The organism is Mesorhizobium sp. RCAM 05104 (assembly GCF_059683645.1).
On the sequence record NZ_CM185033.1, the window covers coordinates 6,180,158 to 6,204,641 of the forward strand.

The following is a 24,484-nucleotide window of genomic DNA, read 5'->3' on the forward strand; positions in this document are numbered from 1 at the left end:
CTGTCATGGCAGACATCCGCAACAATTTCGTGGGCATCAAGTCGCCAAATCCGTTCTGGCTGGCCTCGGCGCCGCCGACCGACAAGGCTTACAACGTCATCCGCGCCTTCAAGGCCGGCTGGGGCGGCGTGGTGTGGAAGACGCTGGGCGAGGAAGGCCCTCCGGTGGTCAATGTCAACGGCCCGCGCTATGGCGCCATCTGGGGCGCCGACCGCCGCCTGCTCGGCCTCAACAACATCGAGCTGATCACCGACCGCGACCTGCAGGTCAATCTGCGCGAGATCAAGCAGGTCAAGAAGGACTGGCCCGACCGCGCCATCGTCGTCTCGCTGATGGTGCCTTGCGTCGAGGAGGCCTGGAAGGCGATCCTGCCGGTGGTCGAGGAGACCGGCGCCGACGGTATCGAGCTCAATTTCGGCTGCCCGCACGGCATGTCGGAACGCGGCATGGGCGCCGCCGTCGGCCAGGTGCCGGAATACATCGAAATGGTGGTGCGCTGGTGCAAGCAGAACACCCGCATGCCGGTCATCACCAAGCTGACGCCCAACATCACCGATGTGCGCAAGCCGGCGAGGGCTGCACTTGCCGGCGGCACCGACGCGGTGTCGCTGATCAACACCATCAATTCGATCACCGGCGTTGACCTTGACAGTTTCGCACCACAGCCGACCATCGACGGCAAGGGCTCGCATGGCGGCTATTGCGGCCCGGCGGTGAAGCCGATCGCCATGAACATGGTGGCCGAGATCGCGCGCGATCCCGAAACGCATGGGCTGCCGATCTCCGGCATCGGCGGCATCACCACCTGGCGTGACGCGGCCGAATTCATGGCGCTGGGCGCCGGCAATGTGCAGGTGTGCACGGCGGCGATGACCTACGGCTTCAAGATCGTGCAGGAGATGATCGCTGGCCTGGAAAACTGGATGGACGAGAAAGGCCATGCCTCGCTCGACGACATTGTCGGCCGCGCCACGCCAAACGTCACCGACTGGCAGTATCTCAACCTCAACTATGTCGCCAAGGCGCGTATCGACCAGGACGCCTGCATCAAGTGCGGCCGCTGCCACATCGCCTGCGAGGACACCTCGCACCAGGCGATCACCAGCATGGTCGACGGCGTCAGGCACTTCGAGGTCATCGAGGCCGAATGCGTCGGCTGCAATCTGTGCGTCAATGTCTGCCCGGTCGAGAACTGCATCACCATGGAGCCGCTGGCGGCGGGCGTGATGGACCAGCGCACCGGCAAGCCGGTGTCGCCGATCTACGCCAACTGGACGACGCACCCGAACAACCCGATGGCCAAGGTGGCGGCGGAGTAGCCGCGCCTTCTGATGAAAAAGCGGCGCCTTCGGGCGCCGTTTTTCACTTTCCTATTGCGGATAAAAATTATCCACGATAAAATATATCCATGAATAGGAGAGCCACACCATGAAGCTGGGCGAGGGCGTCGAGGCGGCCATCCACTGCGCGGCCACGCTGGCGAGTGTCGAGGGCAACAGCACCATGCCCGGCTCGGCCCTTGCCGAGTCCTTCGGCCTGTCGCCGAGCTATCTCCTGAAGCATCTCAATATGCTGACCGCCGAGCGCATCCTGGAATCGGTATCGGGTCCGGCTGGCGGCTACCGACTGGCGCGGCCGGCCGAACGCATCACGCTACTCGACATCGTGCTGGCGGTCGAAGGGCGCGAACCGGCATTTCGCTGTGGCGAGATCCGCCGCAACGGTCCGGTCAAGCTCGATGCATCCGCCTACGTCAAACCCTGCGGCATCAATGCAGCGATGCTCAGGGCTGAGCGCGCCTATCGAGCAGCGCTCGCCGAAACAAAGCTGTCCGACATCGTGGCGGACTACGCGGCGGAGGGCGATCCGAGATCCTTTGCCGCGAGCTGCGCCTTCGTGGCGCGCCATCAGCGACCGCAGAAATCCAGTTCAACCAAGCTGACGTGAAAGGAAGACGATGAAACAGAGGCTGCAATTTTTCGCCAAGGCGCCGGAAATCATGAAGGCGGTGTCGGCGCTCAACAAGGCGGTGGACGAATGCGGGCTCGAGGAAAGCCTGCTGCACCTGATCAAGCTCAGGGCCTCGCAGATCAATGGCTGCTCCTACTGCGTCGAGATGCACAGCCGCGAGGCGAGGCGCGACGGCGAGACCGAGCAGCGGCTCTATCTGGTTTCGGCCTGGAAGGAATCGCCGCTATTCTCCGAGCGTGAGCGCGCCGCCTTCGCCTGGACCGAGGCCGTGACCCTGATCGCCAACAACGGCGTGCCGGACGAACTCTACGCACGCACGCTCGAGCATTTCTCGGAAGAGGAACTGGTCAAGCTGTCGGTGGCGCTTGGCATGATCAACACCTGGAATCGACTGTGCATCCCGTTCCAGGCCATTCATCCGATGCCGGCGGCCAAGGCTGCCTGATCGACCGATTGTGCCTTGGGAGCGCCGTCGAGAGGCGGCGCTCCAACTGTTTTCAAAGGGAGAGTTTGGTGTCCACCGTTTTGCCTTCGACCTTGTTGTTTCTTGGCCGCCTGTTGCTCGGCGGCGCCTTCGTCTTCGCCGGCCTGCGCAACATCCAGAATGCCGCCTTTCTGACAGGGCTCATGGCCGCGCGTGGCGTGCCGCAGGCGCGATTGGCACTGTGGGCCGGCATCGTCCTGCAGATCATTGCCGGCCTGTTGGTGACCGCTGGCCTGTGGACCGCGACTGCCTGTGCGGTGCTGATGCTGTTCCTGATCGTCGCCACGCCGATGTTCCACAATTTCTGGGACCATCAGGGTCCGGATCGCGCCGCGCGCATCAATGGCTTCGTCGGCAACGTCGCGTTGAGCGGTGGTTTTCTGACGCTGATCGCGCAGTCTGTTTGACAAGTCCCGGCAGCGGCTTAAGGCCGTCGCCATTTTCTTGATCAGCGTTTCCCTAACGACGGCAGACGTGCAGCGCCGCCGGGATCGGTCATTAAATCGGAACCAATCCCGCCGTTGACGCATTTCGCACCTGTATGCCGAGCATCCAGGATGAAATATGAAGATCGCCCATGTCGCGCCGCTTTATGAATCGGTGCCGCCCAGACTCTATGGCGGCACAGAGCGCATCGTTTCGTATCTGACCGAAGCGCTGGTCGATATGGGTCATGAGGTGACGCTGTTTGCCAGCGGCGACAGTCAGACCTCCGCAAAGCTGGTGGCTAGCCGCGAATGCGCGTTGCGCCTCGATCTGCGCCCGTTGAAATCCGAGACGGCGGCGCATCTTTCGATGCTTGCCGAAGTGAGGCAACGCGCGCGCGAGTTTGATGTCATCCACTTCCACCTCAGCCACTTCCTGCACTTTTCCTTCTTCGAGGACATGGCGCAGCGGACGGTGACGACGCCGCACGGCAGGCTCGACTACGTCGACCTGGCGCCGGCCTATGAGCGGTTTCCGCGTTTTCCGATGATTTCCATTTCGCGCAGCCAAAGGGCAGGCCTCGCCAAGGCCAACTGGCTGGCGACGATCCACCACGGATTGCCGACCGATATCTACGAACCGACTTTCGAGGCCACGACGGAAGAACCCTATCTTGCCTTCCTCGGCCGGTTTTCACGCGACAAGCGCCCCGATCGCGCCATCGAGATCGCCTTGCGTTCGGGGCTGAGGCTGAAGCTTGCGGCAAAGATCGGTGATGACGATCGCGCCTATTTTCACGAGGTGGTCGAGCCTTTGATCGACGGCGATCGCATCGACTATGTCGGCGAGATCGAGGAGGACCAGAAAGCGGAGTTTCTCGGCAAAGCGGCCGGCCTGCTGTTCCCCATCGACTGGCCGGAGCCGTTCGGCCTCGTCGCCATCGAGGCAATGGCCTGCGGCACGCCGGTGATCGCCTGGAATTGCGGCGCGCTGCCCGAGATCATCGATCACGGCGTCACCGGCTTTATCGCGGATTCGGTGGATGGCGCCGTCGCCGCCGTGCCGGATCTGCTGCGGCTCGACAGGCGGAAAGTGAGAGCCGTTTTCGAGAATCGGTTTTCCGCCAGAAGAATGGCGGGCGACTATCTGGCTGCCTATGCGCGCCTGGTCGGTGTCTCGACGCAAGCGAAGGCGTCGTGAACAGCGTCGCGTCCTGGCGACGGGAACGAAACGACAGGGATCTGTGACGAATGGCCCAACTCGACGAGCGCCAACTCGATCCCGCCATAGCGCTTGCATCGCTCGACGCGACCGCCCCGCGTGAGCCGCACCGGCTGTTCGCGCTCAAGCAGGGCGACTGCTTTGTCGTCGCCGATGCCTATGGCGACATACGTGGCGCCGGCGATGGTTTCTTCCGCGACGACACACGCGTGCTCTCCGAATTCCGCCTGACTGTCGGCGGCAGGCAGACATCGTTGCTGGGCGCGTCGCTCAGCCAGGACAATGTGCTGTTCACCACCAACCTGACCAACCTGCCGATGCTAAGTGCCGGGGGCCACGACATTCCGCAGGGCGCGATCCATGTCGAACGCGTCCGGCTGCTTTGGCAGGACCGGCTGTTCGAACGCATCACCCTTTCCAACTACAGCCGGGAGAACTCGACGATCGGGGTTTCCCTGCACTTTGCCGCCGATTTCCGCGATATGTTCGAAGTGCGCGGCTCGACACGGCTCAGGCGGGGCATGACCCATGCGGCCGAGACGGGTGTGGCATCGGTCCTGCTGCGCTACGACGGCTTGGACGGGCTGGCACGCGCATCGGCGATATCGTTTTCGCAGGCACCGGATCAACTGACAGCCGATCGCGCCGATTTCCTGCTCGCGGTGACCAAGCGCACCAGCAAGGTGCTCTATGTCGAAGTCGGTGCCGAGGCGGCGGACGCGCCTGATCGCGACCGGTTCCGTGCCGCCGCCGCCCGGGCGCGCTTTGGCATGCGGGCCAAGCGTCGCCATGGCGCGACGGTGCACAGCTCCGGCCGCGTCTTCAACGACTGGGTCGAACGAGCCCGCGCCGATGTCGCGCTGCTGACCACCGAGCTTGCGACCGGACCCTACCCCTATGCCGGAATTCCCTGGTTCTCCACGGCGTTCGGACGCGACGGCGTCATCTCGGCGCTGCAGATGCTCTGGCTCAATCCGGGCCTTGCACGAGGCGTACTGGCCTTCCTTGCCCAGCATCAGGCGACCGAGACGTCGCCGTTCAGCGATTCGCAGCCTGGCAAGATCATGCATGAGACTCGCAAGGGCGAAATGGCGGCGCTGCTGGAGCTTCCCTTCGGCCGCTATTATGGTGGCGTCGACACGACGCCGCTCTACATCCATCTCGCCTGTGCCTATGCCGATCGAACCGGTGACATGGCGTTCATCGACAGCCTTTGGCCGTCGCTGTGCGCCGCGGCCGAATGGACGGAGGAGGCCGGCCGCGAGACCGGGTTCGTGACCTATCTGCGGGCGGCGGAGTCCGGCCTCGCCAACCAGGGGTGGAAGGACAGCTTCGATTCCATCTTTCATGCCGATGGCCGCATCCCCAAGGGTCCGATCGCCCTGGTCGAGGTGCAAGGCTATGTCTTTGCCGCCTTCCGGGGCCTGGCGAAACTTGCCCGTCGCCGTGGCGAGGACGAGAGAGCCGATCACTGGGACGGCGCCGCCGAGACCATGCGGGCCGCGGTGGAACGTGATTTCTGGCTGGATGATCTCGGCTTCTATGCCGTGGCGATCGACGGTTCCGGGGAGCCGTGCAAGGTGCGGACCTCGAATGCGGGACATCTTCTGTTTGTCGGGCTTCCCGAGCCGGCGCGGGCGCAGATGGTCGCCGAGCAGCTTCTATCCGCCTCCTTCCATTCCGGCTGGGGCTTGAGGACGCTTGCCGACGATGCCGTGTTCTTCAACCCGATGTCGTACCACAATGGTTCGATCTGGCCGCATGACACCGCGCTCTGCGGTGCCGGCCTGGCGCGTTATGGCGAACGTGAAAGCGTGGTTCGCCTGATGAGTGGCACGTTCGAGTCGGCGGTCCATTTCAACATGCGGCTGCCCGAACTGTTCTGCGGTTTTACGCGCGCCCCGGGCGAAGCACCGATCGCCTATCCCGTAGCCTGCCTGCCGCAAGCGTGGTCGGCGGGTTCGGCCTTCATGCTGATGCAAGCCTGCCTTGGCCTGGAGATCGACGGCTGGGACGGGGAAATCCGCGTTACCCGCCCCAGGCTGCCGATCGGCATCGATACGCTCACGCTGCGGCATCTGGGCGTTGGCGACACAAAGGTTGACCTGACGTTCCAGCGGGTTGGCGATCGGGTCGTCGCTTTTCTCGCCGACCGGCATGAAGGGCTGGTGCCGCTCATCGTCAGGACATGATCCGGGTCAGGACATGATCCGGGCCAAAATTGGCCGGAACCGATCCCGTCCTTGTGCGTTGCAAAATGCGGGTCCGAACGGCGGCCAAGTCGCCGACGTACAACTTCAGACCAGAAACACGAACAAATCGGCCGCCGAACGGCCGGAAACGAGTTGGCATTCAATGACAGACTATGGCGTGGACCTGCTTTGGGTTCTGATTCTTGCGAGCCTCGGCTTTTCCGCTTTTGCTGTTTACTTCTCCATATCGCGGCAACGCCGCGGTCATCCTCCGGCGGTTATACATCCCGCCGGCGAAGACGTCGCCGCGGAGGCGGCGCGCAAGGTGATACGCGAGTTCGAAAAGAACGGCCAATCGGTCGATGCCGCCCTGGTGACATGGTCGCCCGAAACCCTGCGCAAGATCCTGGCCGACGATCTGCCGGATGCCCAGGTCATCGTGGTGTCCAACCGCGAGCCCTACATCCACAATAGCAAGGATGATGGCATTGAATTGCTGGTGCCTGCCAGCGGCCTGGTTTCGGCGCTCGAACCCATCACCCGCGCCTGTGCTGGCACCTGGATTGCCTATGGCGGCGGAACGGCGGACCGTCTCACGGTCGACAAGGACGACCGCGTGCAGGTGCCGCCCGGCAACCCCTCCTACACGCTGCGCCGGGTCTGGCTGACGGAGGAAGAGCATCAGGGCTACTATCTCGGCTTCGCCAATGAGGGCCTCTGGCCACTTTGTCATATCGCCTTTACCCGGCCGATCTTTCGCGCTTCGGACTGGGAGGCCTATGAAGCCGTCAACCGGAAGTTCGCCGATACGGTGGTTGCCGAAGCGCGCAACGAGCGGCCGATCGTGCTGGTCCAGGACTACCATTTCGCGCTGTTGCCACGGATGATCCGCGAGCGCCTGCCCGAGGCGATCGTCATCACCTTCTGGCACATCCCGTGGCCGAACTCGGAGGTGTACAGTATCTGCCCGTGGCGTGAGCGCATTCTCGAGGGGTTGCTCGGCAGCTCGATCATCGGCTTCCACACCCAGTTCCACGCCAACAATTTCACCGAGAGCGTCGACCGCTTCCTGGAGAGCCGCATCGAGCGGGCCGATGCGGCCATCTCCTATGGCGGACAAACAACGCTGGTGCACGCCTACCCCATCTCCATAGAGTGGCCGGCGGAACTTCTGGCAAAACTGCCTGATGTGGATGCGTCCCGCGCCAGCCTGCGCGAGCGGTTCGGGCTGAAGGCGGACGTCAAGCTGTGCGTCGGGGTCGAACGCCTCGACTACACCAAGGGCATTCTCGACCGTTTCCAGGCGCTGGAAGAATTGTTCATCAAACACCCCGAATGGGTTGGGAAGCTGGTTGTGCTGCAGATCGCGGCCCCCAGCCGCGGTACGCTGCCTGCCTACAAGCAACTCCACGACGAATGCCACCGCTATGCCGAAGAGCTTAACCAGCGCTATGGCAGCGAGGGCTATAGGCCGGTGGTCATGGTGGCCGAGCATCACTCGCAGGAACAGGTCTACGAGATCTACCGGGCCGCCGACATATGCATGGTCACCAGCCTGCATGACGGCATGAACCTTGTCGCAAAGGAATTCGTCGCGGCGCGCGACGACGAACAGGGCGTGCTGTTGCTCAGCACGTTTGCCGGAGCCTCGCGCGAGCTGCTCGAGGCCCTGATCGTCAATCCCTACGATCCGGCAATGATGAGCGAGGCGCTGTTGCAGGCGCTGACCATGACGCCCGACGAGCAGCGCCAACGCATGCGGCCCATGCGCGAGATGGTCCGCAACAACAATGTCTATCGCTGGGCCGGCAGCATGCTTCTGGATGCGGCGCGCTTGCGCAAGCGCGGTGACGTCGATCGGGCAACCAGCACTGCCGACCGGCCGCCCGGCATCGACAATGTCGTTTCCATGTTCGAACGCAAACGGGTGGCAATGTCATGAGCGACACCTTGCAAAGGCCGCAGGCCTTGCTGACAGGCGAATGGGCGCTGTTCCTCGACATCGACGGCACCCTGCTGGAACATGCGGAACACCCAGACGCTGTCTCGGTCAGTGACGAGCTTCGCTCTTTGCTGCGAGGCCTGGATCACAAGTTGAACGGGGCATTGGCCTTTATCACCGGCCGCTCCGTTGCGGCAGTAGACCATTTGTTTCAGCCTCTGAAACTGCGCGCAGCCGGGCTTTATGGCCTGGAACACCGGCTCCTGCCGGACGACGATGTCGAGGTTGCGGGAGAGCCGGCGGATATTGCCGCACTTGCCGAAGAGATCGAGGCGGAGCTCGGTCGTGGGCAGGTCTATATCGAACGCAAAGGCCGGGTGCTGGCCATCCACACACGCGCCGCCCCGCATCTGCTTCCACGCGCGACGCAGCTTGTCGAGCAAGCGCTGGCCAGCCTGCCCAAGGGCTACCGGGTGGTTCCGGGCAACGCCGGCGTGGAACTTTTGCCGCTCGAGGCCGCCAAGGGCGCCGCGATTCGGCGTTTCATGGACATCGCGCCCTTTACAGGCCGTCGCCCGGTCTTCCTGGGCGATGACACGTCGGACGAAAACGGCTTCGAAGCCGTGAATGATGCCGGCGGCATATCAATACGGGTCAGACCGCCAGCACATACCACCGCGCGGTACGGCCTTGCCGGTGTTGCCGAAACGCTCGCCTGGCTGAGAGGTCAACTTTAGGGCCAGCCGAGGGACGCAACCGCGATCAGGCATCTTGGAAAAGGTATTTCGGCCAGGAAAGGAACGTCAATGGGACGCTTTGCACGTTTGGTTCGCGAGATCACGCCGAGCTGGCTTAGCCCTCAATCCTCCCGCCATGGGGCCGCCGGCGCGTCACTGTCCGGCGACGCGGATTCGAGTTGGCGGGAAGCGATCGACAACAAGATGTATGGGGCCGATACGTCGGACTATTCCCATGTCCCGGAACAACCTGCTTCAGGTGCGGCAAGACCGGCCGGCGACAGGCCCCTGGACGGCAAGAATATGCCTCCAAGGAAGGCCAAATGAGGTAGCAGGTCCTGTCGGTGCCTGATGCTCGCGGCGATCTCGTTCGCCGCGCCGGCTTTTGCCACTTTGACAGGCCGGGGGCGGCCTCACGACCGCCGCAATGACATCCGTCAGGCTGCAAACCGCAGGCCGCCGTCGCAGGTCAGCACCTGGCCGGTCATGAAGCCGTTCGAGACGAGAAAGGCGATGGCGCCGGCGACGTCCTCGGCGCGGCCGATACGGCCGACCGGGGTCTTGCCGGCATAGTCGGCAAAGATTGCCTGTCTTTGCTCTTCGCCCAGAAAGTCCCACCAGGGCGTGTCGATGACGCCAGGCGCCACGACATTGACGCGCAGTGGCTTCAACTCCACCGCCAGGATCGGCACCACGGTCAAAAGCATGCCGTTGATGGCGGCAATGCCTGCGACACCCGGCATGGCGAGCTGAGCCGAGACCGCCGAGATGAAGGTGACCGACCCGCCCTTGTTCAGGGTCGGCAAGGCGGCCTGCAGGCAGGACAATTGTGGCCTTACTTTCTCGTCGACGCCGCTGCCGATGTCGGTCAGGTCAAGCGTCTGGAAGGGGCCAAGGCCCTTGCCGCCGCTGGCCGCCAGCACCAGGTGATCGAAGGGGCCGAGACCGCTGAAGAAGCTGTCGACCTCGTCCGGCTTCGAGGCATCGAAAGCAGCCTTCTCGGCGGCGCCGCCAAGGCTCTTCCACGCGCTGTTGAGCTTGTCCTGGTTGCGGCCGGTGATGGTCACCTTCATGCCCGGCCCAATCAGCTTGCGCGCGGTCGCGAGGCCAATGCCGGAAGAGCCGCCGATGATGACGGCGTGTTCGATCTTGTTGGTCATGAATGCTGTTCCTTGGATGTTGGTGAAGCTGGGCCGACGAGGTCTAGGCTCAAGGCTCGCAATTGCCGTCTTGCCCTGGCGTCGTAGGCCTGGGCGTCGGCGCGGGATTCGCGCAGGCCGTCGAAATAGAGGCCGCTGCGCCCTTCCAGTGCCGGGGAGGTGGCCAGATTGAGGATGGCGTCGGCGCCGGTCTCGACCGAACTCCATGGCGTCACGCCGGCCTGGCGGACCATGGTGGTGTTCATGTAGCTGGCCGGATGCAGCGCGTTGACGGTGACGCCGCTGCCTTTCAGGTCCTGCGCCAGGTCGACGGTGAACAGGATCTGCGCCAGCTTGCTCTGGCAGTAGGCGCGTACGCCGTCATAGGAACGGGTCAGCATGACGTCGCTGAAATCGATCGCCTGCTGGCCGGCCGAGGCGACGTTGACGATGCGCGCCGGCGCGCTGGCCTTGAGCAACGGCAGGAGCTCCGTGGTCAGCAGGAAACCGGCGAGATAGTTGACCGCGAAGCGCAGTTCGGAGCCGTCGGCGCTGACCTGTCTTTTGGCGCCTTGGCCTGCCGTGCCGATGCCGGCATTGTTGATGAGGATGTCGAGCCGGTCGGTTCGGGCGCGTACAGTCTCGGCAAGGCGGCGGACCTCGGCCAGCGAGGAGAGGTCGGCGACCAGAAGCTCGGCCTTGCCGCCGGCGGCTTCGATTTCGGCCACGGTCGCCTTGCCGCGCGCCGCGTCGCGGCCGTGCACCAGGACGCGGGCGCCGGCGGCGCCGAGCCTGTGCGCCACGACACGGCCGACGCCGTCGGTCGAGCCGGTGATGAGGATTGTCTTGTCTTTCAGTTCCATGTTCGGAGCCTCCATTTCGTCGCTCCGAACCAAAGATGGGGCAGCTTGCGCGCGCCAAACAGTTCAAACTTTATCCTGGTATCAATACTGCTATAATAGACTCATGGAATCCCGATCCCCCACTCAGTCCGCTGAAGACAGCCGCCGACGTGAGCTCGGCGCTTTCCTGCGTTCGCGCCGTGAAAGGCTGACGCCCTCGGCAACGGGCATCGCCACCGGATTGCGGCGGCGCACGCCCGGGCTTCGGCGCGAGGAGGTGGCGATGATCGCCGGCGTCGGCACCACCTGGTACACATGGCTGGAGCAGGGGCGGGACGTCAGGCCCTCCGTGGAAGTGCTGACGGCCCTCGGCGAGGCATTGCGCCTCGACGCCGCCGAAAAACAGCATCTGTTCATCCTCGCCGGCCGCCAGCAGCCGGAGCGTCGTGCCGTGGCGCCGGAAAAGGTCGACGGTCCCTTGCTGCACATGCTGCAAAGCCTGGTCCTGCAGCCAGCCTATGTGATCGGCCGGCGCTGGGATGTGCTGGCCTGGAACCCGGCGGCGGTGGCGGTGTTCGGCGACTATGGTCTGCTGGAGGGGGACGCCCGCAACATCGTCCACATGGTGTTCACCAACCCGTACCACCGGCGCCTGCTGGTCGACTGGGAGCAGCTGGCGCGCACCGTGCTGGCCTCGTTCCGGGCCGCAAGCGCCAGATATGTCGGCGATCCGGATTTCGAGCGGCTGATCGAGTTGATGACGCGATCAAGCCCGGAGTTCCGCAGTTGGTGGCCGCAGCGCGACGTCGCGCGCCGATTGTCGGGGGTGAAGCATGTCCGGCACCCGATCGCTGGCGCGATGACGTTCGAGCATATGAGCTTTTCGATCGACGACGGCTCCGACATGAAGCTGATCGCCTACACGCCGCTTGCCGAGCAGAACTCGGTCGCCAAGCTGCAGACATTGCTGGACGCATTGCCGGCCGAGCGGCGCAGCGCGTGAGCCCCTTGGACAGGGGTCAGCTTTTCGGCTTCAGCCCCTCGAGGAACAATTGCTCCAGGAAGCGGGCAGCATCCTCGAAACGGCCGTCGCCGCCGCGGTTCGGCCCAAGCACGGCGCGGACCTGGACGTCGAAATCGGCATAGTGCTGGGTCGTTGCCCAGATCGAGAAGATCAGGTGCCAGGGGTCGGTCCTGGCGATCTTGCCGGCGCGCATCCAGCCCTTGATGACGGCTGCCTTCTCGTCGACCAGCGTTTTCAGTTCGCCGGCCAGCAGCGGCATGATGCGTGGCGCCCCTTGCAAGATCTCATTGGCGAACAGCCGGCTCTCGCGTGGAAAATCGCGTGCCATTTCCAGCTTGCGCCTGATGTAGCTGCGCAATTCGGTCAGCGGATCGCCGATGTCGTCCAGTTCGCGCAGCGGCGCCAGCCAGGTATCGAGCAGCCGCTGCATCAGCGCCTCGTGGATGTCCTCCTTGCGGCGGAAGTAGTAGAGCAGGTTCGGCTTCGACATGCCGGCGGCTTCGGCGATCTGGTCGATGGTCGAGCCGCGAAAGCCATGGGTGGAGAACACCTCGAGCGCCGCCTCGAGTATGAGTTCACGCTTTTCCTGCTGGATGCGGGTGCGGCGGGGGGCGTCCATGCTGGTGTTCACCGTTGCGGGCCCTCGCGTTGACGGTCATCTGGACCAATTCTCTGGACCAGTTTTTCCTTAGGCTGTGGAGCGCGCTTCCGATGCCGCATTTCCGCTAGTAATCCCTTGACCGCCGACAGGGCGGTGCTAACGTTTGTCCAATCGGTCAAAAATTTGCGTAGCATGAAAACGTCGCGAAGACCAACAGTTGGGAAGACCAAGCGTTAGGCGCACCGAAACAGTTACAAGGGGAAGTCTTGGTCATGTCCAACCGGCTGAAAGTCACGCCGAACGATCTCAGCGCATTCTGGATGCCGTTCACGGCAAACCGGCAGTTCAAGCAGGCGCCACGCATGATGGTGTCCGCCAAGGACATGCATTACACGACGAGCGATGGCCGCAAGGTGCTGGACGGTACCGCTGGCCTGTGGTGCGTCAACGCCGGCCACTGCCGGCCCAAGATCACCGAGGCGATCCAGCATCAGGCCGCCGAGCTCGACTATGCGCCGGCCTTCCAGATGGGCCATCCGATCGTGTTCGAACTGGCCAACCGCCTGGTCGATCTCGCGCCGAAGGGCATGGACCATGTGTTCTTCACCAATTCCGGCTCGGAATCGGTCGAGACCGCGCTGAAGATGGCGATCGCCTATCACCGCGCCAAGGGCGAGGGCTCGCGCACTCGCCTGATCGGTCGTGAGCGCGGCTATCACGGCGTCAATTTCGGCGGTATCTCGGTGGGCGGCATCGTCACCAACCGCAAGATGTTCGGCACGCTGCTCGGCGGCGTCGACCACATGCCGCACACGCATCTGCCGGAGAAGAACGCCTTCACCAAGGGTGTGCCGGAACATGGCGCGGAACTCGCCAACGAACTGGAGCGCATCGTCGCCCTGCATGACGCCTCGACCATCGCCGCCGTCATCGTCGAGCCGGTCGCCGGCTCCACCGGCGTCATCCTGCCGCCCAAGGGGTACCTGCAGAAGCTGCGCGAAATCTGCACCAAGCACGGCATCCTGTTGATCTTCGACGAGGTCATCACCGGCTTCGGCCGCCTCGGCACGCCATTCGCCGCCGACTATTTCGGCGTCACGCCCGACATCATGACCACCGCCAAGGGCGTCTCCAACGGCGTCATCCCGATGGGCGCGGTGTTCGTGAAGAAGGAAATCCACGACGCCTTCATGACCGGCCCCGAGCACATGATCGAGTTCTTCCACGGCTACACCTATTCGGGCAACCCGATCGCCTGCGCGGCGGCACTCGGCACGCTCGACACCTACAAGGAAGAGGGCTTGCTGACCCGTGGCGAGGAGCTGGCGCCCTATTGGGAAGACGCGCTGCATTCGCTGAAGGGCGAGCCGAACGTCATCGATATCAGGAACATCGGCCTGATCGGCGCGATCGAGCTGGCGCCGATCGCCGGCCAGCCGACCAAGCGGGCCTTCTCGGCCTTCGTCAAGGCGTTCGAGCGCGGCGCGCTGATCCGCACCACCGGCGACATCATCGCGCTGTCGCCGCCGCTGATCATCACCAAGGGCCAGATCAACGAATTGATCGACCATGTGCGCGATGTGCTGAGGTCGATCGATTGACAAATTGGGCGCGGATATCCCTCCCCCTCGAGGGGAGGGTGGCCGCGAAGCGGTCGGGTGGGGTCGGTACGACGGGGCGCCGACCTGATCTTTTGCGAGGCCGCCACTAATGCCCCGCACTCGCGTGAGTTTCGAAATGCGCCAGAAGGCGCGGGCGCTTCGAGTTCACGCGACCAAGGGCGAATCCCTGCTGTGGTATGAACTGCGGGACCTGAAATCGGCCGGCATCAAGTTTCGCCGTCAGTGCCCGATTGGGCCGTATATCGTCGACTTCGCCTGCTTCGGTGTGAAGCTGGTGGTCGAGGTGGATGGCGATCTGCACGAATACGAAAAGGGCAAACGGCACGACGCCGTTCGTGATGCCTATCTGCGTTCGCTCGGGTTCGATATCTTTCGCGTTGACGAGCCCGATGTCATAAACAGCGCGTGGCATGTCGCGCAGGTGGTCAAAGGGAAGGTCGAGCTTATGTCAGGCGACCCCACCCGACCGCTTCGCGGCCACCCTCCCCTCGAGAGGGAGGGGGACCCCGCGCAATTGGAGAGGTTTTGAATGGCCGCGCCCGGCGAGAATCTGCGAATCAATTCAGACCGTTTGTGGGATTCGATAATGGAAATGGCGAAGATCGGCCCCGGCATTGCCGGCGGCAACAATCGCCAGACCGTGACCGACGAGGACGGCGAGGGCCGGCATCTGTTCAAGCGCTGGTGCGATGCGGCAGGGCTCGAAATGGGCGTCGACGAAATGGGCACCATGTTCGCCCGCCGCGAAGGCACCGACCCCAGCCTGCCGCCGGTCTATGTCGGCAGCCATCTCGACACGCAGCCGACCGGCGGCAAGTATGACGGCGTGCTCGGCGTGCTCGGCGGGCTGGAAGTGGTGCGCTCGCTCAACGATCTCGGCATCAAGACCAAGCACCCGATCGTCGTCACCAACTGGACCAACGAGGAAGGCGCGCGCTTTGCGCCTGCGATGATGGCGTCCGGCGTGTTCGCCGGCGTGCTCGACCAGGCTGATGTCTACGAACATGTCGACAAGGACGGCAAGAAGTTCGGCGAGGAACTGGAGCGCATTGGCTGGAAGGGTACCGAGAAGGTCGGCGACCGCAAGATCCACGCCTTCTTCGAACTGCATATCGAACAGGGACCGATCCTCGAGGACGAAGGCATCGACATTGGCGTCGTCACCCATGGCCAGGGGTTGAAGTGGCTGCAGGTGACGCTGACCGGCAAGGAGGCGCACACAGGGTCGACGCCGATGCCCAAGCGCCGCAATGCCGGGCTCGGCATGGCGCGGGTGATCGAGCTCGTGCACGAGATCGCCATGGACTACCAGCCCGACGCCGTCGGTGCGGTCGGGCACATGGAGGTCTATCCGAACTCGCGCAACATCATCGCCGGCCGCACCGTCTTCACCATCGACATCCGCTCGCCCGAGAAGGAAGTGCTGGATGCGATGGACGGTCGCATCCGCGAAGGCATCGACACGATCTGCGAGGCACTGGACATCCAGTACAAGATCGAGCAGGTCGGCCATTTCGATCCGGTCACCTTCGACAAGGGCTGCGTCAAGGCAATCCGTGATGCCGCCGAACGGCTCGGCTATACGCACCGCAACATCGTCTCCGGTGCCGGCCATGATGCCTGCTGGATCAATCGCGTCGCGCCGACCGCGATGGTGATGTGTCCCTGCGTCGACGGACTGTCTCACAACGAGGCCGAAGATATCACCAAGGAATGGGCCTCGGCGGGCGCCGACGTGCTGTTCCATGCAGTGGTGGAGACAGCTGTCATCGTGGAGTGAGCCTAGAGATCTACATTCCAAACGCCGCTCACAAAGAAGCGCGAAGAGAACAGGGGAACGAGAAAATGACCAAAGTCATCAAGAACGGCACCATCGTCACCGCCGACCGCACCTGGAAGGCCGATGTGCTGTTCAGCCACGGCAAGATCGTCGCCATCGGTTCGGATCTGCATGGCGACCACGAGTTCGACGCCACCGGCTGCTACATCATGCCGGGCGGCATCGACCCGCACACCCACCTCGAAATGCCGTTCATGGGCACCTACTCGGCCGATGATTTCGAATCCGGCACGCGGGCGGCGCTCGCCGGCGGCACCACGATGGTGGTCGATTTCTGCCTGCCGGCGCCGCAGCAGTCGCTGCTCGAAGCCTTGCAGATGTGGGACAACAAGACCTCGAAGGCGTCCTGCGACTACTCCTTCCACATGGCGATCACCTGGTGGGGCAAGCAGGTGTTCGACGAGATGGCCACCGTTGTCGACAAGGGCATCACCTCGTTCAAGCACTTCATGGCCTACAAAGGCGCGCTGATGGTGGACGACGACGAGATGTATGCGTCGTTCCAGCGCTGTGCCGACCTCGGCGCGCTGCCGTTGGTGCATGCCGAGAATGGCGACGTGGTCGCAGCCCTGTCGCAGAAGCTGTTGGCCGCCGGCAACAATGGGCCGGAGGGGCACGCCTATTCGCGGCCGCCGGAAGTGGAAGGCGAGGCGACCAACCGCGCCATCATGATCGCCGACATGGCCGGCGTGCCGCTCTATGTCGTGCATGTCTCCTGCGAGCAGAGCCATGAGGCCATCCGCCGGGCGCGCCAGAAGGGCATGCGGGTGTTCGGCGAACCGCTGATCCAGCACCTGACGCTGGATGAGAGCGAATATTTCAACAAGGATTGGGACCATGCGGCGCGCCGCGTGATGAGCCCGCCTTTCCGCAACAAATTGCACCAGGATTCGCTCTGGGCCGGCCTGCAGGCCGGATCGCTCCAGGTGGTCGCGACCGACCATTGCGCCTTCACCACCAGCCAAAAGCGAAACGGCGTCGGGGACTTCACCAAGATCCCCAACGGCACCGGTGGTCTGGAAGACCGTTTGCCAGTGCTGTGGACCACGGGCGTCAACACCGGCCGACTGACGATGAACGAGTTCGTCGCGGTGACCTCGACCAACATCGCCAAGATCCTCAACATGTACCCGAAGAAGGGCGCCATCGTGGAAGGCGCGGATGCGGACATCATTGTCTGGGATCCGAAGCGCAAGAAGAAGATTACGGCCAAGAAGCAGCAGTCGGTCATCGACTACAATGTCTTCGAAGGGTTCGAGGTGACCGGACTGCCGCGCTTCGTCTTCTCGCGCGGCGAACTGTCGATCCAGGAAGCTGAGGTCAAGGCCAAGCCCGGCCATGGCGAATTCGTCGGCCGCGAACCGAATGCGGCGGTCAACCGGGCGCTGTCGACGTGGAAGGACATCACCGCGCCGCGCAAGGTGGAACGCAGCGGCATTCCGGCGACCGGGGTTTGATGGTGAGGCGCGCGGGGCTCTTTTCAGCCGCTCTTCTTGTCCTGGCCGCGGGCCATGCGTCGGCTGCCGGCATCGATCTGTCCAAGCCCTATGGCAACAAGTCCGGCTGTATCAACAAGAACGGCCAGCAAGTCTATGCGGAGGACATGCTGCTGCTGAACGATACGGAATTCATCACCGCTACCAGCGCCTGCACCTTTACCGAGAAGAAGACACAGGCTGACGGTTCGCTGGTGGTGAAGTCAATGTGCGAGGCGGAAGGCGAGGAGGGTCAGTCGCCGATACAGTTCACCGTCAAGCGCAGCCGCAAGAATGCCAAGAAGCTGGTGATTGCCGACGAGGACGGCACTGTCTACGGAGAAGTGTCCCGTTGCCGATGACGGCCTCTGCATCGATGCCGGCTTCAGGCGACCAGCGCATCCAGATCTGGCAACAGGACGACGCTTTCCTGTTCGTTGGGATCGGTGCGGGCAATGACGGCCGAGGCGGGAGCGCCGCTCAGATTGGCCGGCAGATGCGGCACACCGGCGGGAATATAGAAGAGATCGCCTGCCTTGACGACGATATGATGCTCCAGCCGGTCGCCGTACCAGGTGTGGACTTCGCCGGAGAGCACGTAGATCGCCGTTTCATGGCTTTCGTGCATGTGCGCCTTGGCACGGGCGCCGGGCGGCATGGTCAGCATGTGCATGCAGATGCCGGAGGAGCCGACCGTTTCGGCGGCAATGCCGGCGAAATAGGTCAATCCCTGCTTGCCTTCATAAGAGCTTTCAGGGCGGATAAGATGACAAGTCGGTTTAGGCGACATCGGGGAAACTCCGGGCGTCGATCGAGTGGGACAAGACCAGTGGGACGGGGCGAGTGGAAAACAACATCGCGATAAAAGCAATCGGAATCCAGCCGGCGCCCCAGGGACGGGAACAGGCAGGCCGCAGCCGATGACAGGGACCTCGCCAGCCGTCGTTGCGGCAAGCAGACTCGGACTGACCTTCCAGACCAATGACGGGCCGGTGCAGGCGCTGTCCAATGTCGACCTGACCATCGGCAAGGGTGAGTTCGTCTCCTTCATCGGGCCTTCGGGCTGCGGCAAGACCACCTTGCTGCGCGTCATCGCGGATCTGGAGAAACCGACATCGGGGACGATTTCGGTCAACGGCATGACACCCGAACAGGCGCGCGAGAAACGTGCCTATGGCTATGTCTTCCAGGCAGCGGCCCTGTTTCCCTGGCGCACCATCGAGCGCAATGTGGGGCTGCCGCTTGAGATCATGGGCCTGTCCAAGGCTGAGCAGGCGGAGCGCATCAAGCGCACGCTCGACCTCGTCAACCTCTCTGGATTCGAGAAGAAATATCCCTGGCAGCTTTCGGGCGGCATGCAGCAGCGCGCCTCGATCGCCCGTGCGCTGGCCTTCGACGCCGACCTCCTGTTGATGGACGAGCCGTTCGGCGCGCTGGACGAGATCGTGCGCGACCATCTCAACGAGCAATTGCTGGAACTGTGGGGACGAACCAACAAGACCATCTGCTTCGTAACCCACTCCATTCCCGAAGCCGTCTATCTGTCGACGCGCATCGTCGTCATGTCACCGCGGCCGGGCCGGGTCAGCGACATCATCGAATCGACGCTGCCGAAGCAACGGCCGCTCGACATCCGCGAGACGCCGGAGTTCCTGGCGATAGCGGCGCGGGTTCGTGATGGCTTGAGGGCAGGGCACAGCTATGACGATTGAGCGCCCTGACGAGCGAGCGGCCAGCCACGCCTTGGTCATCCTGGGGCGGAGCAGCCGCGAAGCGGCATGCGCAGACCCTGGGATAACGAAGAATGGGTGTCGTCGCTCGCTTCCGTCAAGGGGAAGAGGGGAGCGCTCCTGATGGACTCTTTCCGCGACAAGGTCATCCCAGTTACCTCGATTCTCGCTGGCGTGGTCGTCCTCTGGTACGTTTTCGCCGTCATTCTCAACACGCCGTTCCAGCGCGATCTCGACCGCCGCGCCAATGAAACCCCTGCCTTGAGCGAATTCATCGGCAAGACGCTGTCGCAGCCGAAGCCGACGCTGCCGGCGCCGCACCAGGTGGCGGTGAATTTTTTCGAGAACACCTTCCTGCGGCCAATCAATTCGAACCGCAGCCTCGTCTACAACGCCTGGGTGACGCTGTCGTCGACGCTGCTCGGTTTTGCCTTCGGCACGGCGCTGGGCATCATCATTGCAGTGGGCATCGTGCATGTGGCGACGCTCGACCGCAGCCTGATGCCGTGGATCATCGCATCGCAGACCATTCCCATCCTGGCGGTGGCGCCGATGATCATCGTCGTGCTGGCGGCGATCGGCATCACCGGCCTGATCCCGAAGGCGATGATCTCGACCTATCTGTCGTTCTTCCCGGTGACGGTGGGCATGGTGAAGGGGCTGCGCTCGCCCGAGATCATGCATCTCGACCTGATGCACACCTACAATGCCAGCGGCGCGCAGACCTTCTGGAAGTTGCGCGTGCCGGCCTCGGTGCCATTCCTGTTCACCTCGATGAAGGTGGCGGTGGCGGCAAGCCTTGTCGGCGCCATTGTTGGCGAACTGCCGACCGGTGCGGTCGCCGGCATCGGCGCCAAGCTGCTGGCCGGCGCCTACTACAGCCAGTCCATCGACATCTGGTCGGCGCTGGTCGCAGGCTCGGTGGTGGCGGCGCTTCTGGTCATGGTGGTCGGCATTGCCGGCCGCATCGTCGACCGCGCCATGGGCGGGAGGCCGGCATGAGCTGGTTGAAACCCTCCTGGCAAGCGGTGTTGGCCATCGTGCTGTGCGTGACCGGACTTGCGCTTGGCGCGATCGCCGCGCCAAAAGTCGATCCGCTGGCGCAGCCCGCGGGGACGTTGATATATCCGTATGCGGCGACGAGCTGGCTGATCTTCGGCGCGCTGCTTCTCGCTGCTTTGATCTCGATGGCCAGAATGCCGTCCGTCGTCGAGGCTGTCGTGCTTTTCATCGGTGCGCATCTGGTGGCCTGGCTGCTGATTGGTGGCATCGCCGGCTTCGAAGGTCTGGCGCGGGCACCGTATTTCCTTCTGCTCACGGCTGCCTGGCTGCTTGGCTGGCGCTGCGTCGCCGTGCTGTCTGGGCTTCGGCCGATGGCGAGCTGGGCCCGGAGCGCGCTGCGCCTGATCATCCCGGCTATCTTCGGCGCCTGGATTCTGATCATCTGGGAGGCGGTGACGCGCGGCGCCGGCATCCCCTTCATCCTGTTGCCGCCACCGAGCGCCATCGGTGCGCGCATCGCCAGTTCGCTGCCGGTGCTCGGCGCCGATGTCCGGCAGACCATCTTCAAGGCGGTGATCTTCGGCTACATCGTCGGCAGCGGCGCCGGCTTCATCACCGCCGTGCTCGCCGATCGCGTGCCGTTCCTGCGGCGCGGGCTTTTGCCGATCGGCAACATGGTCTCGGCGCTGCCGATCATCGGTGTGGCGCCGATCATGGTCATGTGGTTCGGCTTCGACTGGCAGTCCAAGGCGGCTGTGGTCATCATCATGACCTTCTTCCCGATGCTGGTGAACACGGTCGCCGGGCTTGCCGCTTCCGGCCATATGGAACGCGACCTGATGCGCACCTATGCGTCGGGCTACTGGCAGACGTTGCTGAAGCTTCGGCTGCCGGCCGCCGCGCCCTTCATCTTCAACGCGCTGAAGATCAACTCGACGCTGGCGCTGATCGGCGCCATCGTCGCCGAGTTCTTCGGCACGCCCGTCGTCGGCATGGGCTTCCGCATCTCGACCGAGGTCGGGCGGATGAACATCGACATGGTCTGGGCCGAAATCGCAGTTGCAGCACTTGCGGGTTCGGTCTTTTATGGCGTGGTCGCTCTGGTCGAAAGAGCCGTCACGTTTTGGCATCCCTCTGTCCGTGGTGGATAGGGGCGGTGGGTTTAAGGGTGCTAACTTCAGAGGGTAAAAACATGAAAAGACTTGTTATTCCTGTTCTGGCCGGCGCGATGTCGCTGGCCGCGTTCCAGGCGATGGCCGCAGACAAGGTGACGTTGCAGCTGAAATGGGTCACGCAGGCCCAGTTTGCCGGCTACTACGTCGCCAAGGCCAAGGGTTTCTATGAGGCCGAGGGTCTCGACGTCGACATCAAGCCGGGCGGCCCCGATATCGCGCCCGAGCAGGTCATCGCCGGCGGTGGCGCCGATGTCATCGTCGACTGGATGGGCGGTGCGCTGGCCGCGCGCGAAAAGGGCGTGCCGCTGGTCAACATCGCCCAGCCGTTCAAGAAGGCCGGCATGGAGCTGGTCTGCCCGAAGGACGGCCCGATCAAGACCGAAGCCGACTTCAAGGGCCACACACTCGGTGTCTGGTTCTTCGGCAACGAATATCCGTTCTACGCCTGGATGAACAAGCTTGGCCTCAAGACCGATGGCGGCCCGGATGGCGTCACCGTTCTCAAGCAAAGCTTCGACGTGCAGCCGCTGATCCAGAAGCAGGCGGATTGCATCTCGGTCATGACCTACAACGAGTACTGGCAGCTGATCGACGCCGGCTACAAGCCGGAACAGCTGACCGTGTTCAACTATTCGGCGATGGGCAACGACCTGCTCGAGGACGGGCTCTATGCGTCGGAAGACAAGCTCAAGGATCCGGCCTTCGAAGACAAGATGGTGCGTTTCGTGCGTGCCTCGATGAAGGGCTGGAAATACGCCATCGACAATAATGACGAGGCAGCAAGCATCGTCATGGACGGTGGCGGCCAGGACGAGAACCACCAGAAGCGCATGATGAGCGAAGTCGCCAAGCTGATCGACAATGCCGACGGCAAGCTCGACCCGGCGACCTACGAGCGCACCGCCAAGGCGCTGCTTGACCAGAAGATCATCACCAAGGAGCCGAAAGGCGCTTATACCACCGCCATCACCGACAAGGCAGTCAAGTAAGCCTAGCCGGCAACATCTTGGGAACGGCGCCTCTGGCCAAGTGTCAGAGGCGCCGTTCCTTTATGGTGTTCATGACGAAGCTGGTTTCGATCGAGGCGACGCATTTCAGCCGCGCGATCTTTTCCTTGATGAAGCGCTCGTATTGTTCGAGGCTGCCTGTCACCACTTTCAGCACATAGTCGCGCGAACCGGTGACGAGGTGGCATTCCAGCACTTCTTCCCAGCCGCGGATCGCGTCCTCGAACATGACGATCTCGTCCTCGTTCTGGCGGCCGAGCCGAATGGTGGCGATGGCGACCATGCTCCAGCCGAAGGCGGACGGATCGACCAGCGTGGTGTAGCCCCTGATAATTCCGGTCTCCTCCAGCCGCCGCACCCGCCTCAGGCAGGGCGACGGCGACAGGCCGATGCGCCCGGCAAGCTCGTTGTTGGTGATACGGGCGTCGGCCTGCAGTTCACGCAGGATCTTGCGGTCGAAATCGTTAGCTATCTTCTGCTGCATTTTTGCGCTCTTTCAGCAATTCGTTGCGCAAACGCAGCCATGGCAGCCCAGAAATAGCAAGGACTGCGTGCTGGAGATCGAATAAATTGCCGCGCAACACGCTCGAAAAGTAGGAAAAAGCCATGCCCGCGCCGCGCCCGTCGAAAACCCATATCGGCAACCACAAGCTCCATCCGGAGACGCTGATGCTGAGCTATGGCTTCGATCCGCAGCTTTCGGAGGGCGCGGTCAAGCCACCGGTGTTCCTGACCTCGACTTTCGTGTTCAAATCGGCCGAAGAGGGTCGTGATTTCTTCGACTACACGTCCGGTCGCAAGGAGCCTCCAACTGGCACGGCGTCCGGTCTGGTCTATTCGCGCTTCAACCACCCCAACAGCGAGATCGTCGAGGACCGGCTGGCGATCTATGAAGGGACGGATGCCTGTATCCTGTTTTCGTCCGGCATGTCGGCGATCGCGACGACGCTGCTCGCCTATGCCCGTCCGGGCGACGTCATCCTGCATTCGCAGCCGCTTTATGGCGGCACCGAGACGCTTTTGACGCGCACGCTTTCCGGCTTCGGCGTCGGCGCTGTCGGCTTCGCCGATGGTGTCGACGAGACGGCGGTGCGCGCGGCCGCCGACGCTGCCGCCGCGAAGGGCCGCGTTTCGGTCATCCTGATCGAGACGCCGTCAAATCCGACCAACAGCCTTGTCGACATCGCGCTGATGCGGAGGATCGCCGACGAGATCGGCGCGAACCAAGGTTCGACGCCGATCGTCGTCTGCGACAACACGCTGCTTGGCCCGGTGTTCCAGCGGCCCATCGAGCACGGCGCTGATGTTTCCGTCTATTCGCTGACCAAATATGTCGGCGGCCATTCCGACCTGATCGCGGGCGCCGCCATGGGCAGCAAGGCGGTCACCAAGCCGATCAAGGCGCTGCGCGGCGCGATCGGCACGCAGCTGGACCCGCATTCCTGCTGGATGCTCGGCCGCTCGCTGGAGACGTTGTCGATCCGCATGGAGCGGGCCAACGACAATGCGCGCCTCGTCGCCGAATTCCTGCGCGATCATGCCAAGGTCGAGAAGGTGCATTATCTGCCGTTCCTGGGCGAGGATACACCCGCGGGTCGCGTTTACCGGATGCAATGCAGCGGCGCCGGCTCGACATTCTCCTTCGATATCAGGGGCGGGCAGAAGGCGGCTTTCGCCTTTCTCAACGGATTGCAGATCTTCAAGCTGGCGGTGAGCCTCGGCGGAACGGAATCGCTGGCCAGCCACCCTGCGGCCATGACCCATTCGGGCATTCCCTTCGACGTGCGCCAGCGCATCGGCGTGCTTGAGACCACGGTCAGGCTGTCCATCGGTGTCGAGCACCCCGACGACCTGATCGCTGATCTCACTCAGGCGCTGGCGGCCGTCTGACCATTGCCTTTCGCTTATCGAGGCGTCGATGGATGATCTGGGGTGTGCGGGCGACCGCCTCTTTTGTTCCATTGGTCATCACATATGCGTGCGCCCGCGGATACTTTTGGCCAGCCGACCGTTGTGCTGATACATCCATGCGGCCGGGGGGCCGCAAGGGTGTT

General features: G+C 63.3%; 25 protein-coding genes. 19 read left to right on the forward strand and 6 right to left on the reverse strand.

Annotated features, from left to right (window positions below; all coding sequences use genetic code 11):
• Window positions 1–5: 5 nt before the first annotated feature.
• The 8 genes from preA to otsB all read left to right on the forward strand — a co-directional run bounded on the left by preA (window position 6) and on the right by otsB (window position 8,973).
• Complete coding sequence (preA, locus tag AC56QP_RS30255) at window positions 6–1,319, forward strand: NAD-dependent dihydropyrimidine dehydrogenase subunit PreA (RefSeq protein WP_489862151.1); 1,314 nt, start codon at window positions 6–8, stop codon at window positions 1,317–1,319.
• Between the two features lie 109 nt (window positions 1,320–1,428).
• Entirely contained in the window at window positions 1,429–1,947 is a 519-nt protein-coding gene (locus AC56QP_RS30260) for an RrF2 family transcriptional regulator (protein WP_489862150.1), read from the forward strand.
• 10 nt (window positions 1,948–1,957) lie between these two features.
• Window positions 1,958–2,416, forward strand: a complete 459-nt coding sequence (locus AC56QP_RS30265) for a carboxymuconolactone decarboxylase family protein (protein ID WP_489862149.1) — start codon at window positions 1,958–1,960, stop codon at window positions 2,414–2,416.
• A gap of 68 nt (window positions 2,417–2,484) precedes the next feature.
• The gene (locus tag AC56QP_RS30270; RefSeq protein WP_489862148.1) at window positions 2,485–2,862 is read left to right on the forward strand and encodes a DoxX family protein; all 378 of its coding nucleotides are present in this window, start codon (window positions 2,485–2,487) and stop codon (window positions 2,860–2,862) included.
• A 157-nt stretch (window positions 2,863–3,019) separates the two neighbouring features.
• Window positions 3,020–4,081 carry a glycosyltransferase family 4 protein gene (locus AC56QP_RS30275; RefSeq protein WP_489862147.1) on the forward strand — a complete coding sequence of 354 codons (1,062 nt, stop codon included), beginning with the start codon at window positions 3,020–3,022 and terminating at the stop codon, window positions 4,079–4,081.
• A 50-nt stretch (window positions 4,082–4,131) separates the two neighbouring features.
• Window positions 4,132–6,294 carry an amylo-alpha-1,6-glucosidase gene (locus AC56QP_RS30280; protein WP_497100940.1) on the forward strand — a complete coding sequence of 721 codons (2,163 nt, stop codon included), beginning with the start codon at window positions 4,132–4,134 and terminating at the stop codon, window positions 6,292–6,294.
• Between the two features lie 163 nt (window positions 6,295–6,457).
• On the forward strand, window positions 6,458–8,236 hold the full coding sequence (locus AC56QP_RS30285) for an alpha,alpha-trehalose-phosphate synthase (UDP-forming) (protein ID WP_489862146.1): 1,779 nt from the start codon (window positions 6,458–6,460) through the stop codon (window positions 8,234–8,236).
• Window positions 8,233–8,973: a trehalose-phosphatase gene (otsB, locus tag AC56QP_RS30290; RefSeq protein ID WP_489862145.1), complete on the forward strand. Its 741-nt coding sequence runs from the start codon at window positions 8,233–8,235 to the stop codon at window positions 8,971–8,973. Before AC56QP_RS30285 ends, otsB begins: the two co-directional genes overlap by 4 nt.
• A gap of 437 nt (window positions 8,974–9,410) precedes the next feature.
• On the opposite strand, the gene AC56QP_RS30295 is transcribed toward otsB, so the two are convergent.
• Window positions 9,411–10,133 (reverse strand): SDR family oxidoreductase, encoded by a 723-nt coding sequence (locus AC56QP_RS30295; RefSeq protein ID WP_489862144.1) that lies wholly within the window; start codon window positions 10,131–10,133, stop codon window positions 9,411–9,413.
• Window positions 10,130–10,975, reverse strand: coding sequence for an SDR family NAD(P)-dependent oxidoreductase (locus tag AC56QP_RS30300; RefSeq protein ID WP_489862143.1), 846 nt, complete (start codon window positions 10,973–10,975; stop codon window positions 10,130–10,132). Before AC56QP_RS30300 ends, AC56QP_RS30295 begins: the two co-directional genes overlap by 4 nt.
• Window positions 10,976–11,078: 103 nt before the next feature.
• Between AC56QP_RS30300 and AC56QP_RS30305 the strand changes: the two genes are divergently transcribed.
• Window positions 11,079–11,957, forward strand: a complete 879-nt coding sequence (locus AC56QP_RS30305; protein ID WP_489862142.1) for a helix-turn-helix transcriptional regulator — start codon at window positions 11,079–11,081, stop codon at window positions 11,955–11,957.
• Window positions 11,958–11,973: 16 nt separating this feature from the next.
• On the opposite strand, the gene AC56QP_RS30310 is transcribed toward AC56QP_RS30305, so the two are convergent.
• Window positions 11,974–12,597, reverse strand: a complete 624-nt coding sequence (locus AC56QP_RS30310) for a TetR family transcriptional regulator C-terminal domain-containing protein (protein WP_091580580.1) — start codon at window positions 12,595–12,597, stop codon at window positions 11,974–11,976.
• Between the two features lie 254 nt (window positions 12,598–12,851).
• Here AC56QP_RS30310 and aptA point away from each other — a divergent pair, with 254 nt between their 5' ends.
• The 5 genes from aptA (at window position 12,852) to AC56QP_RS30335 (ending at window position 17,878) form a co-directional block, all read left to right on the forward strand.
• Window positions 12,852–14,180 carry an omega-aminotransferase AptA gene (aptA, locus tag AC56QP_RS30315; protein WP_379103532.1) on the forward strand — a complete coding sequence of 443 codons (1,329 nt, stop codon included), beginning with the start codon at window positions 12,852–12,854 and terminating at the stop codon, window positions 14,178–14,180.
• Window positions 14,181–14,316: 136 nt separating this feature from the next.
• Window positions 14,317–14,730: an endonuclease domain-containing protein gene (locus tag AC56QP_RS30320; protein WP_489862141.1), complete on the forward strand. Its 414-nt coding sequence runs from the start codon at window positions 14,317–14,319 to the stop codon at window positions 14,728–14,730.
• Complete coding sequence (locus AC56QP_RS30325; protein ID WP_489862140.1) at window positions 14,731–15,981, forward strand: Zn-dependent hydrolase; 1,251 nt, start codon at window positions 14,731–14,733, stop codon at window positions 15,979–15,981.
• A gap of 65 nt (window positions 15,982–16,046) precedes the next feature.
• A complete protein-coding gene (gene hydA / locus AC56QP_RS30330; protein WP_489862139.1) occupies window positions 16,047–17,498 on the forward strand; it encodes a dihydropyrimidinase in 1,452 nt (483 codons plus the stop codon).
• Window positions 17,498–17,878, forward strand: a complete 381-nt coding sequence (locus AC56QP_RS30335; protein WP_489862138.1) for a hypothetical protein — start codon at window positions 17,498–17,500, stop codon at window positions 17,876–17,878. The genes hydA and AC56QP_RS30335 overlap by 1 nt, the downstream gene beginning before the upstream one ends.
• 23 nt (window positions 17,879–17,901) lie before the next feature.
• On the opposite strand, the gene AC56QP_RS30340 is transcribed toward AC56QP_RS30335, so the two are convergent.
• Entirely contained in the window at window positions 17,902–18,306 is a 405-nt protein-coding gene (locus AC56QP_RS30340; protein WP_489862137.1) for a cupin domain-containing protein, read from the reverse strand.
• Window positions 18,307–18,436: 130 nt separating this feature from the next.
• On the opposite strand from AC56QP_RS30340, the gene AC56QP_RS30345 reads away from it, so the two are divergent.
• From AC56QP_RS30345 to AC56QP_RS30360, 4 genes are all read left to right on the forward strand, one after another.
• Complete coding sequence (locus tag AC56QP_RS30345) at window positions 18,437–19,228, forward strand: ABC transporter ATP-binding protein (RefSeq protein WP_489862136.1); 792 nt, start codon at window positions 18,437–18,439, stop codon at window positions 19,226–19,228.
• A 141-nt stretch (window positions 19,229–19,369) separates the two neighbouring features.
• Window positions 19,370–20,248, forward strand: coding sequence for an ABC transporter permease (locus tag AC56QP_RS30350; RefSeq protein WP_489862135.1), 879 nt, complete (start codon window positions 19,370–19,372; stop codon window positions 20,246–20,248).
• Window positions 20,245–21,399: an ABC transporter permease gene (locus tag AC56QP_RS30355; RefSeq protein ID WP_489862134.1), complete on the forward strand. Its 1,155-nt coding sequence runs from the start codon at window positions 20,245–20,247 to the stop codon at window positions 21,397–21,399. The genes AC56QP_RS30350 and AC56QP_RS30355 overlap by 4 nt, the downstream gene beginning before the upstream one ends.
• A 41-nt stretch (window positions 21,400–21,440) precedes the next feature.
• Entirely contained in the window at window positions 21,441–22,412 is a 972-nt protein-coding gene (locus tag AC56QP_RS30360) for an ABC transporter substrate-binding protein (RefSeq protein WP_489862133.1), read from the forward strand.
• 43 nt (window positions 22,413–22,455) lie between these two features.
• Here AC56QP_RS30360 and AC56QP_RS30365 read toward each other — a convergent pair whose 3' ends face one another.
• Both AC56QP_RS30365 and AC56QP_RS30370 read right to left on the reverse strand, forming a co-directional pair.
• Window positions 22,456–22,914: an Lrp/AsnC family transcriptional regulator gene (locus AC56QP_RS30365; RefSeq protein WP_489862132.1), complete on the reverse strand. Its 459-nt coding sequence runs from the start codon at window positions 22,912–22,914 to the stop codon at window positions 22,456–22,458.
• Complete coding sequence (locus AC56QP_RS30370; protein ID WP_489862131.1) at window positions 22,895–23,038, reverse strand: hypothetical protein; 144 nt, start codon at window positions 23,036–23,038, stop codon at window positions 22,895–22,897. Before AC56QP_RS30370 ends, AC56QP_RS30365 begins: the two co-directional genes overlap by 20 nt.
• Here AC56QP_RS30370 and AC56QP_RS30375 point away from each other — a divergent pair.
• On the forward strand, window positions 23,037–24,320 hold the full coding sequence (locus AC56QP_RS30375; RefSeq protein WP_489862130.1) for a cystathionine gamma-synthase family protein: 1,284 nt from the start codon (window positions 23,037–23,039) through the stop codon (window positions 24,318–24,320). The two genes, AC56QP_RS30370 and AC56QP_RS30375, sit on opposite strands and share 2 nt — an antisense overlap.
• The last annotated feature ends 164 nt before the right edge of the window (window positions 24,321–24,484 follow it).

What these genes read in the sequence shown, in the direction of transcription:
- AC56QP_RS30300 (WP_489862143.1), bottom strand. Translation starts at nt 10,975, where the DNA reads ATGGAACTGAAAGACAAGACAATCCTCATCACCGGCTCGACCGACGGC.
- AC56QP_RS30360 (WP_489862133.1), top strand. Translation starts at nt 21,441, where the DNA reads ATGAAAAGACTTGTTATTCCTGTTCTGGCCGGCGCGATGTCGCTGGCC.
- AC56QP_RS30295 (WP_489862144.1), bottom strand. Translation starts at nt 10,133, where the DNA reads ATGACCAACAAGATCGAACACGCCGTCATCATCGGCGGCTCTTCCGGC.
- AC56QP_RS30275 (WP_489862147.1), top strand. Translation starts at nt 3,020, where the DNA reads ATGAAGATCGCCCATGTCGCGCCGCTTTATGAATCGGTGCCGCCCAGA.
- AC56QP_RS30350 (WP_489862135.1), top strand. Translation starts at nt 19,370, where the DNA reads ATGGACTCTTTCCGCGACAAGGTCATCCCAGTTACCTCGATTCTCGCT.
- AC56QP_RS30335 (WP_489862138.1), top strand. Translation starts at nt 17,498, where the DNA reads ATGGTGAGGCGCGCGGGGCTCTTTTCAGCCGCTCTTCTTGTCCTGGCC.
- AC56QP_RS30355 (WP_489862134.1), top strand. Translation starts at nt 20,245, where the DNA reads ATGAGCTGGTTGAAACCCTCCTGGCAAGCGGTGTTGGCCATCGTGCTG.
- AC56QP_RS30370 (WP_489862131.1), bottom strand. Translation starts at nt 23,038, where the DNA reads ATGGCTTTTTCCTACTTTTCGAGCGTGTTGCGCGGCAATTTATTCGAT.
- AC56QP_RS30285 (WP_489862146.1), top strand. Translation starts at nt 6,458, where the DNA reads ATGACAGACTATGGCGTGGACCTGCTTTGGGTTCTGATTCTTGCGAGC.
- aptA (WP_379103532.1), top strand. Translation starts at nt 12,852, where the DNA reads ATGTCCAACCGGCTGAAAGTCACGCCGAACGATCTCAGCGCATTCTGG.
- hydA (WP_489862139.1), top strand. Translation starts at nt 16,047, where the DNA reads ATGACCAAAGTCATCAAGAACGGCACCATCGTCACCGCCGACCGCACC.
- AC56QP_RS30325 (WP_489862140.1), top strand. Translation starts at nt 14,731, where the DNA reads ATGGCCGCGCCCGGCGAGAATCTGCGAATCAATTCAGACCGTTTGTGG.
- AC56QP_RS30265 (WP_489862149.1), top strand. Translation starts at nt 1,958, where the DNA reads ATGAAACAGAGGCTGCAATTTTTCGCCAAGGCGCCGGAAATCATGAAG.
- AC56QP_RS30310 (WP_091580580.1), bottom strand. Translation starts at nt 12,597, where the DNA reads ATGGACGCCCCCCGCCGCACCCGCATCCAGCAGGAAAAGCGTGAACTC.
- AC56QP_RS30260 (WP_489862150.1), top strand. Translation starts at nt 1,429, where the DNA reads ATGAAGCTGGGCGAGGGCGTCGAGGCGGCCATCCACTGCGCGGCCACG.
- otsB (WP_489862145.1), top strand. Translation starts at nt 8,233, where the DNA reads ATGAGCGACACCTTGCAAAGGCCGCAGGCCTTGCTGACAGGCGAATGG.
- AC56QP_RS30305 (WP_489862142.1), top strand. Translation starts at nt 11,079, where the DNA reads ATGGAATCCCGATCCCCCACTCAGTCCGCTGAAGACAGCCGCCGACGT.
- AC56QP_RS30340 (WP_489862137.1), bottom strand. Translation starts at nt 18,306, where the DNA reads ATGTCGCCTAAACCGACTTGTCATCTTATCCGCCCTGAAAGCTCTTAT.
- AC56QP_RS30365 (WP_489862132.1), bottom strand. Translation starts at nt 22,914, where the DNA reads ATGCAGCAGAAGATAGCTAACGATTTCGACCGCAAGATCCTGCGTGAA.
- AC56QP_RS30280 (WP_497100940.1), top strand. Translation starts at nt 4,132, where the DNA reads ATGGCCCAACTCGACGAGCGCCAACTCGATCCCGCCATAGCGCTTGCA.
- AC56QP_RS30345 (WP_489862136.1), top strand. Translation starts at nt 18,437, where the DNA reads ATGACAGGGACCTCGCCAGCCGTCGTTGCGGCAAGCAGACTCGGACTG.
- preA (WP_489862151.1), top strand. Translation starts at nt 6, where the DNA reads ATGGCAGACATCCGCAACAATTTCGTGGGCATCAAGTCGCCAAATCCG.
- AC56QP_RS30320 (WP_489862141.1), top strand. Translation starts at nt 14,317, where the DNA reads ATGCGCCAGAAGGCGCGGGCGCTTCGAGTTCACGCGACCAAGGGCGAA.
- AC56QP_RS30375 (WP_489862130.1), top strand. Translation starts at nt 23,037, where the DNA reads ATGCCCGCGCCGCGCCCGTCGAAAACCCATATCGGCAACCACAAGCTC.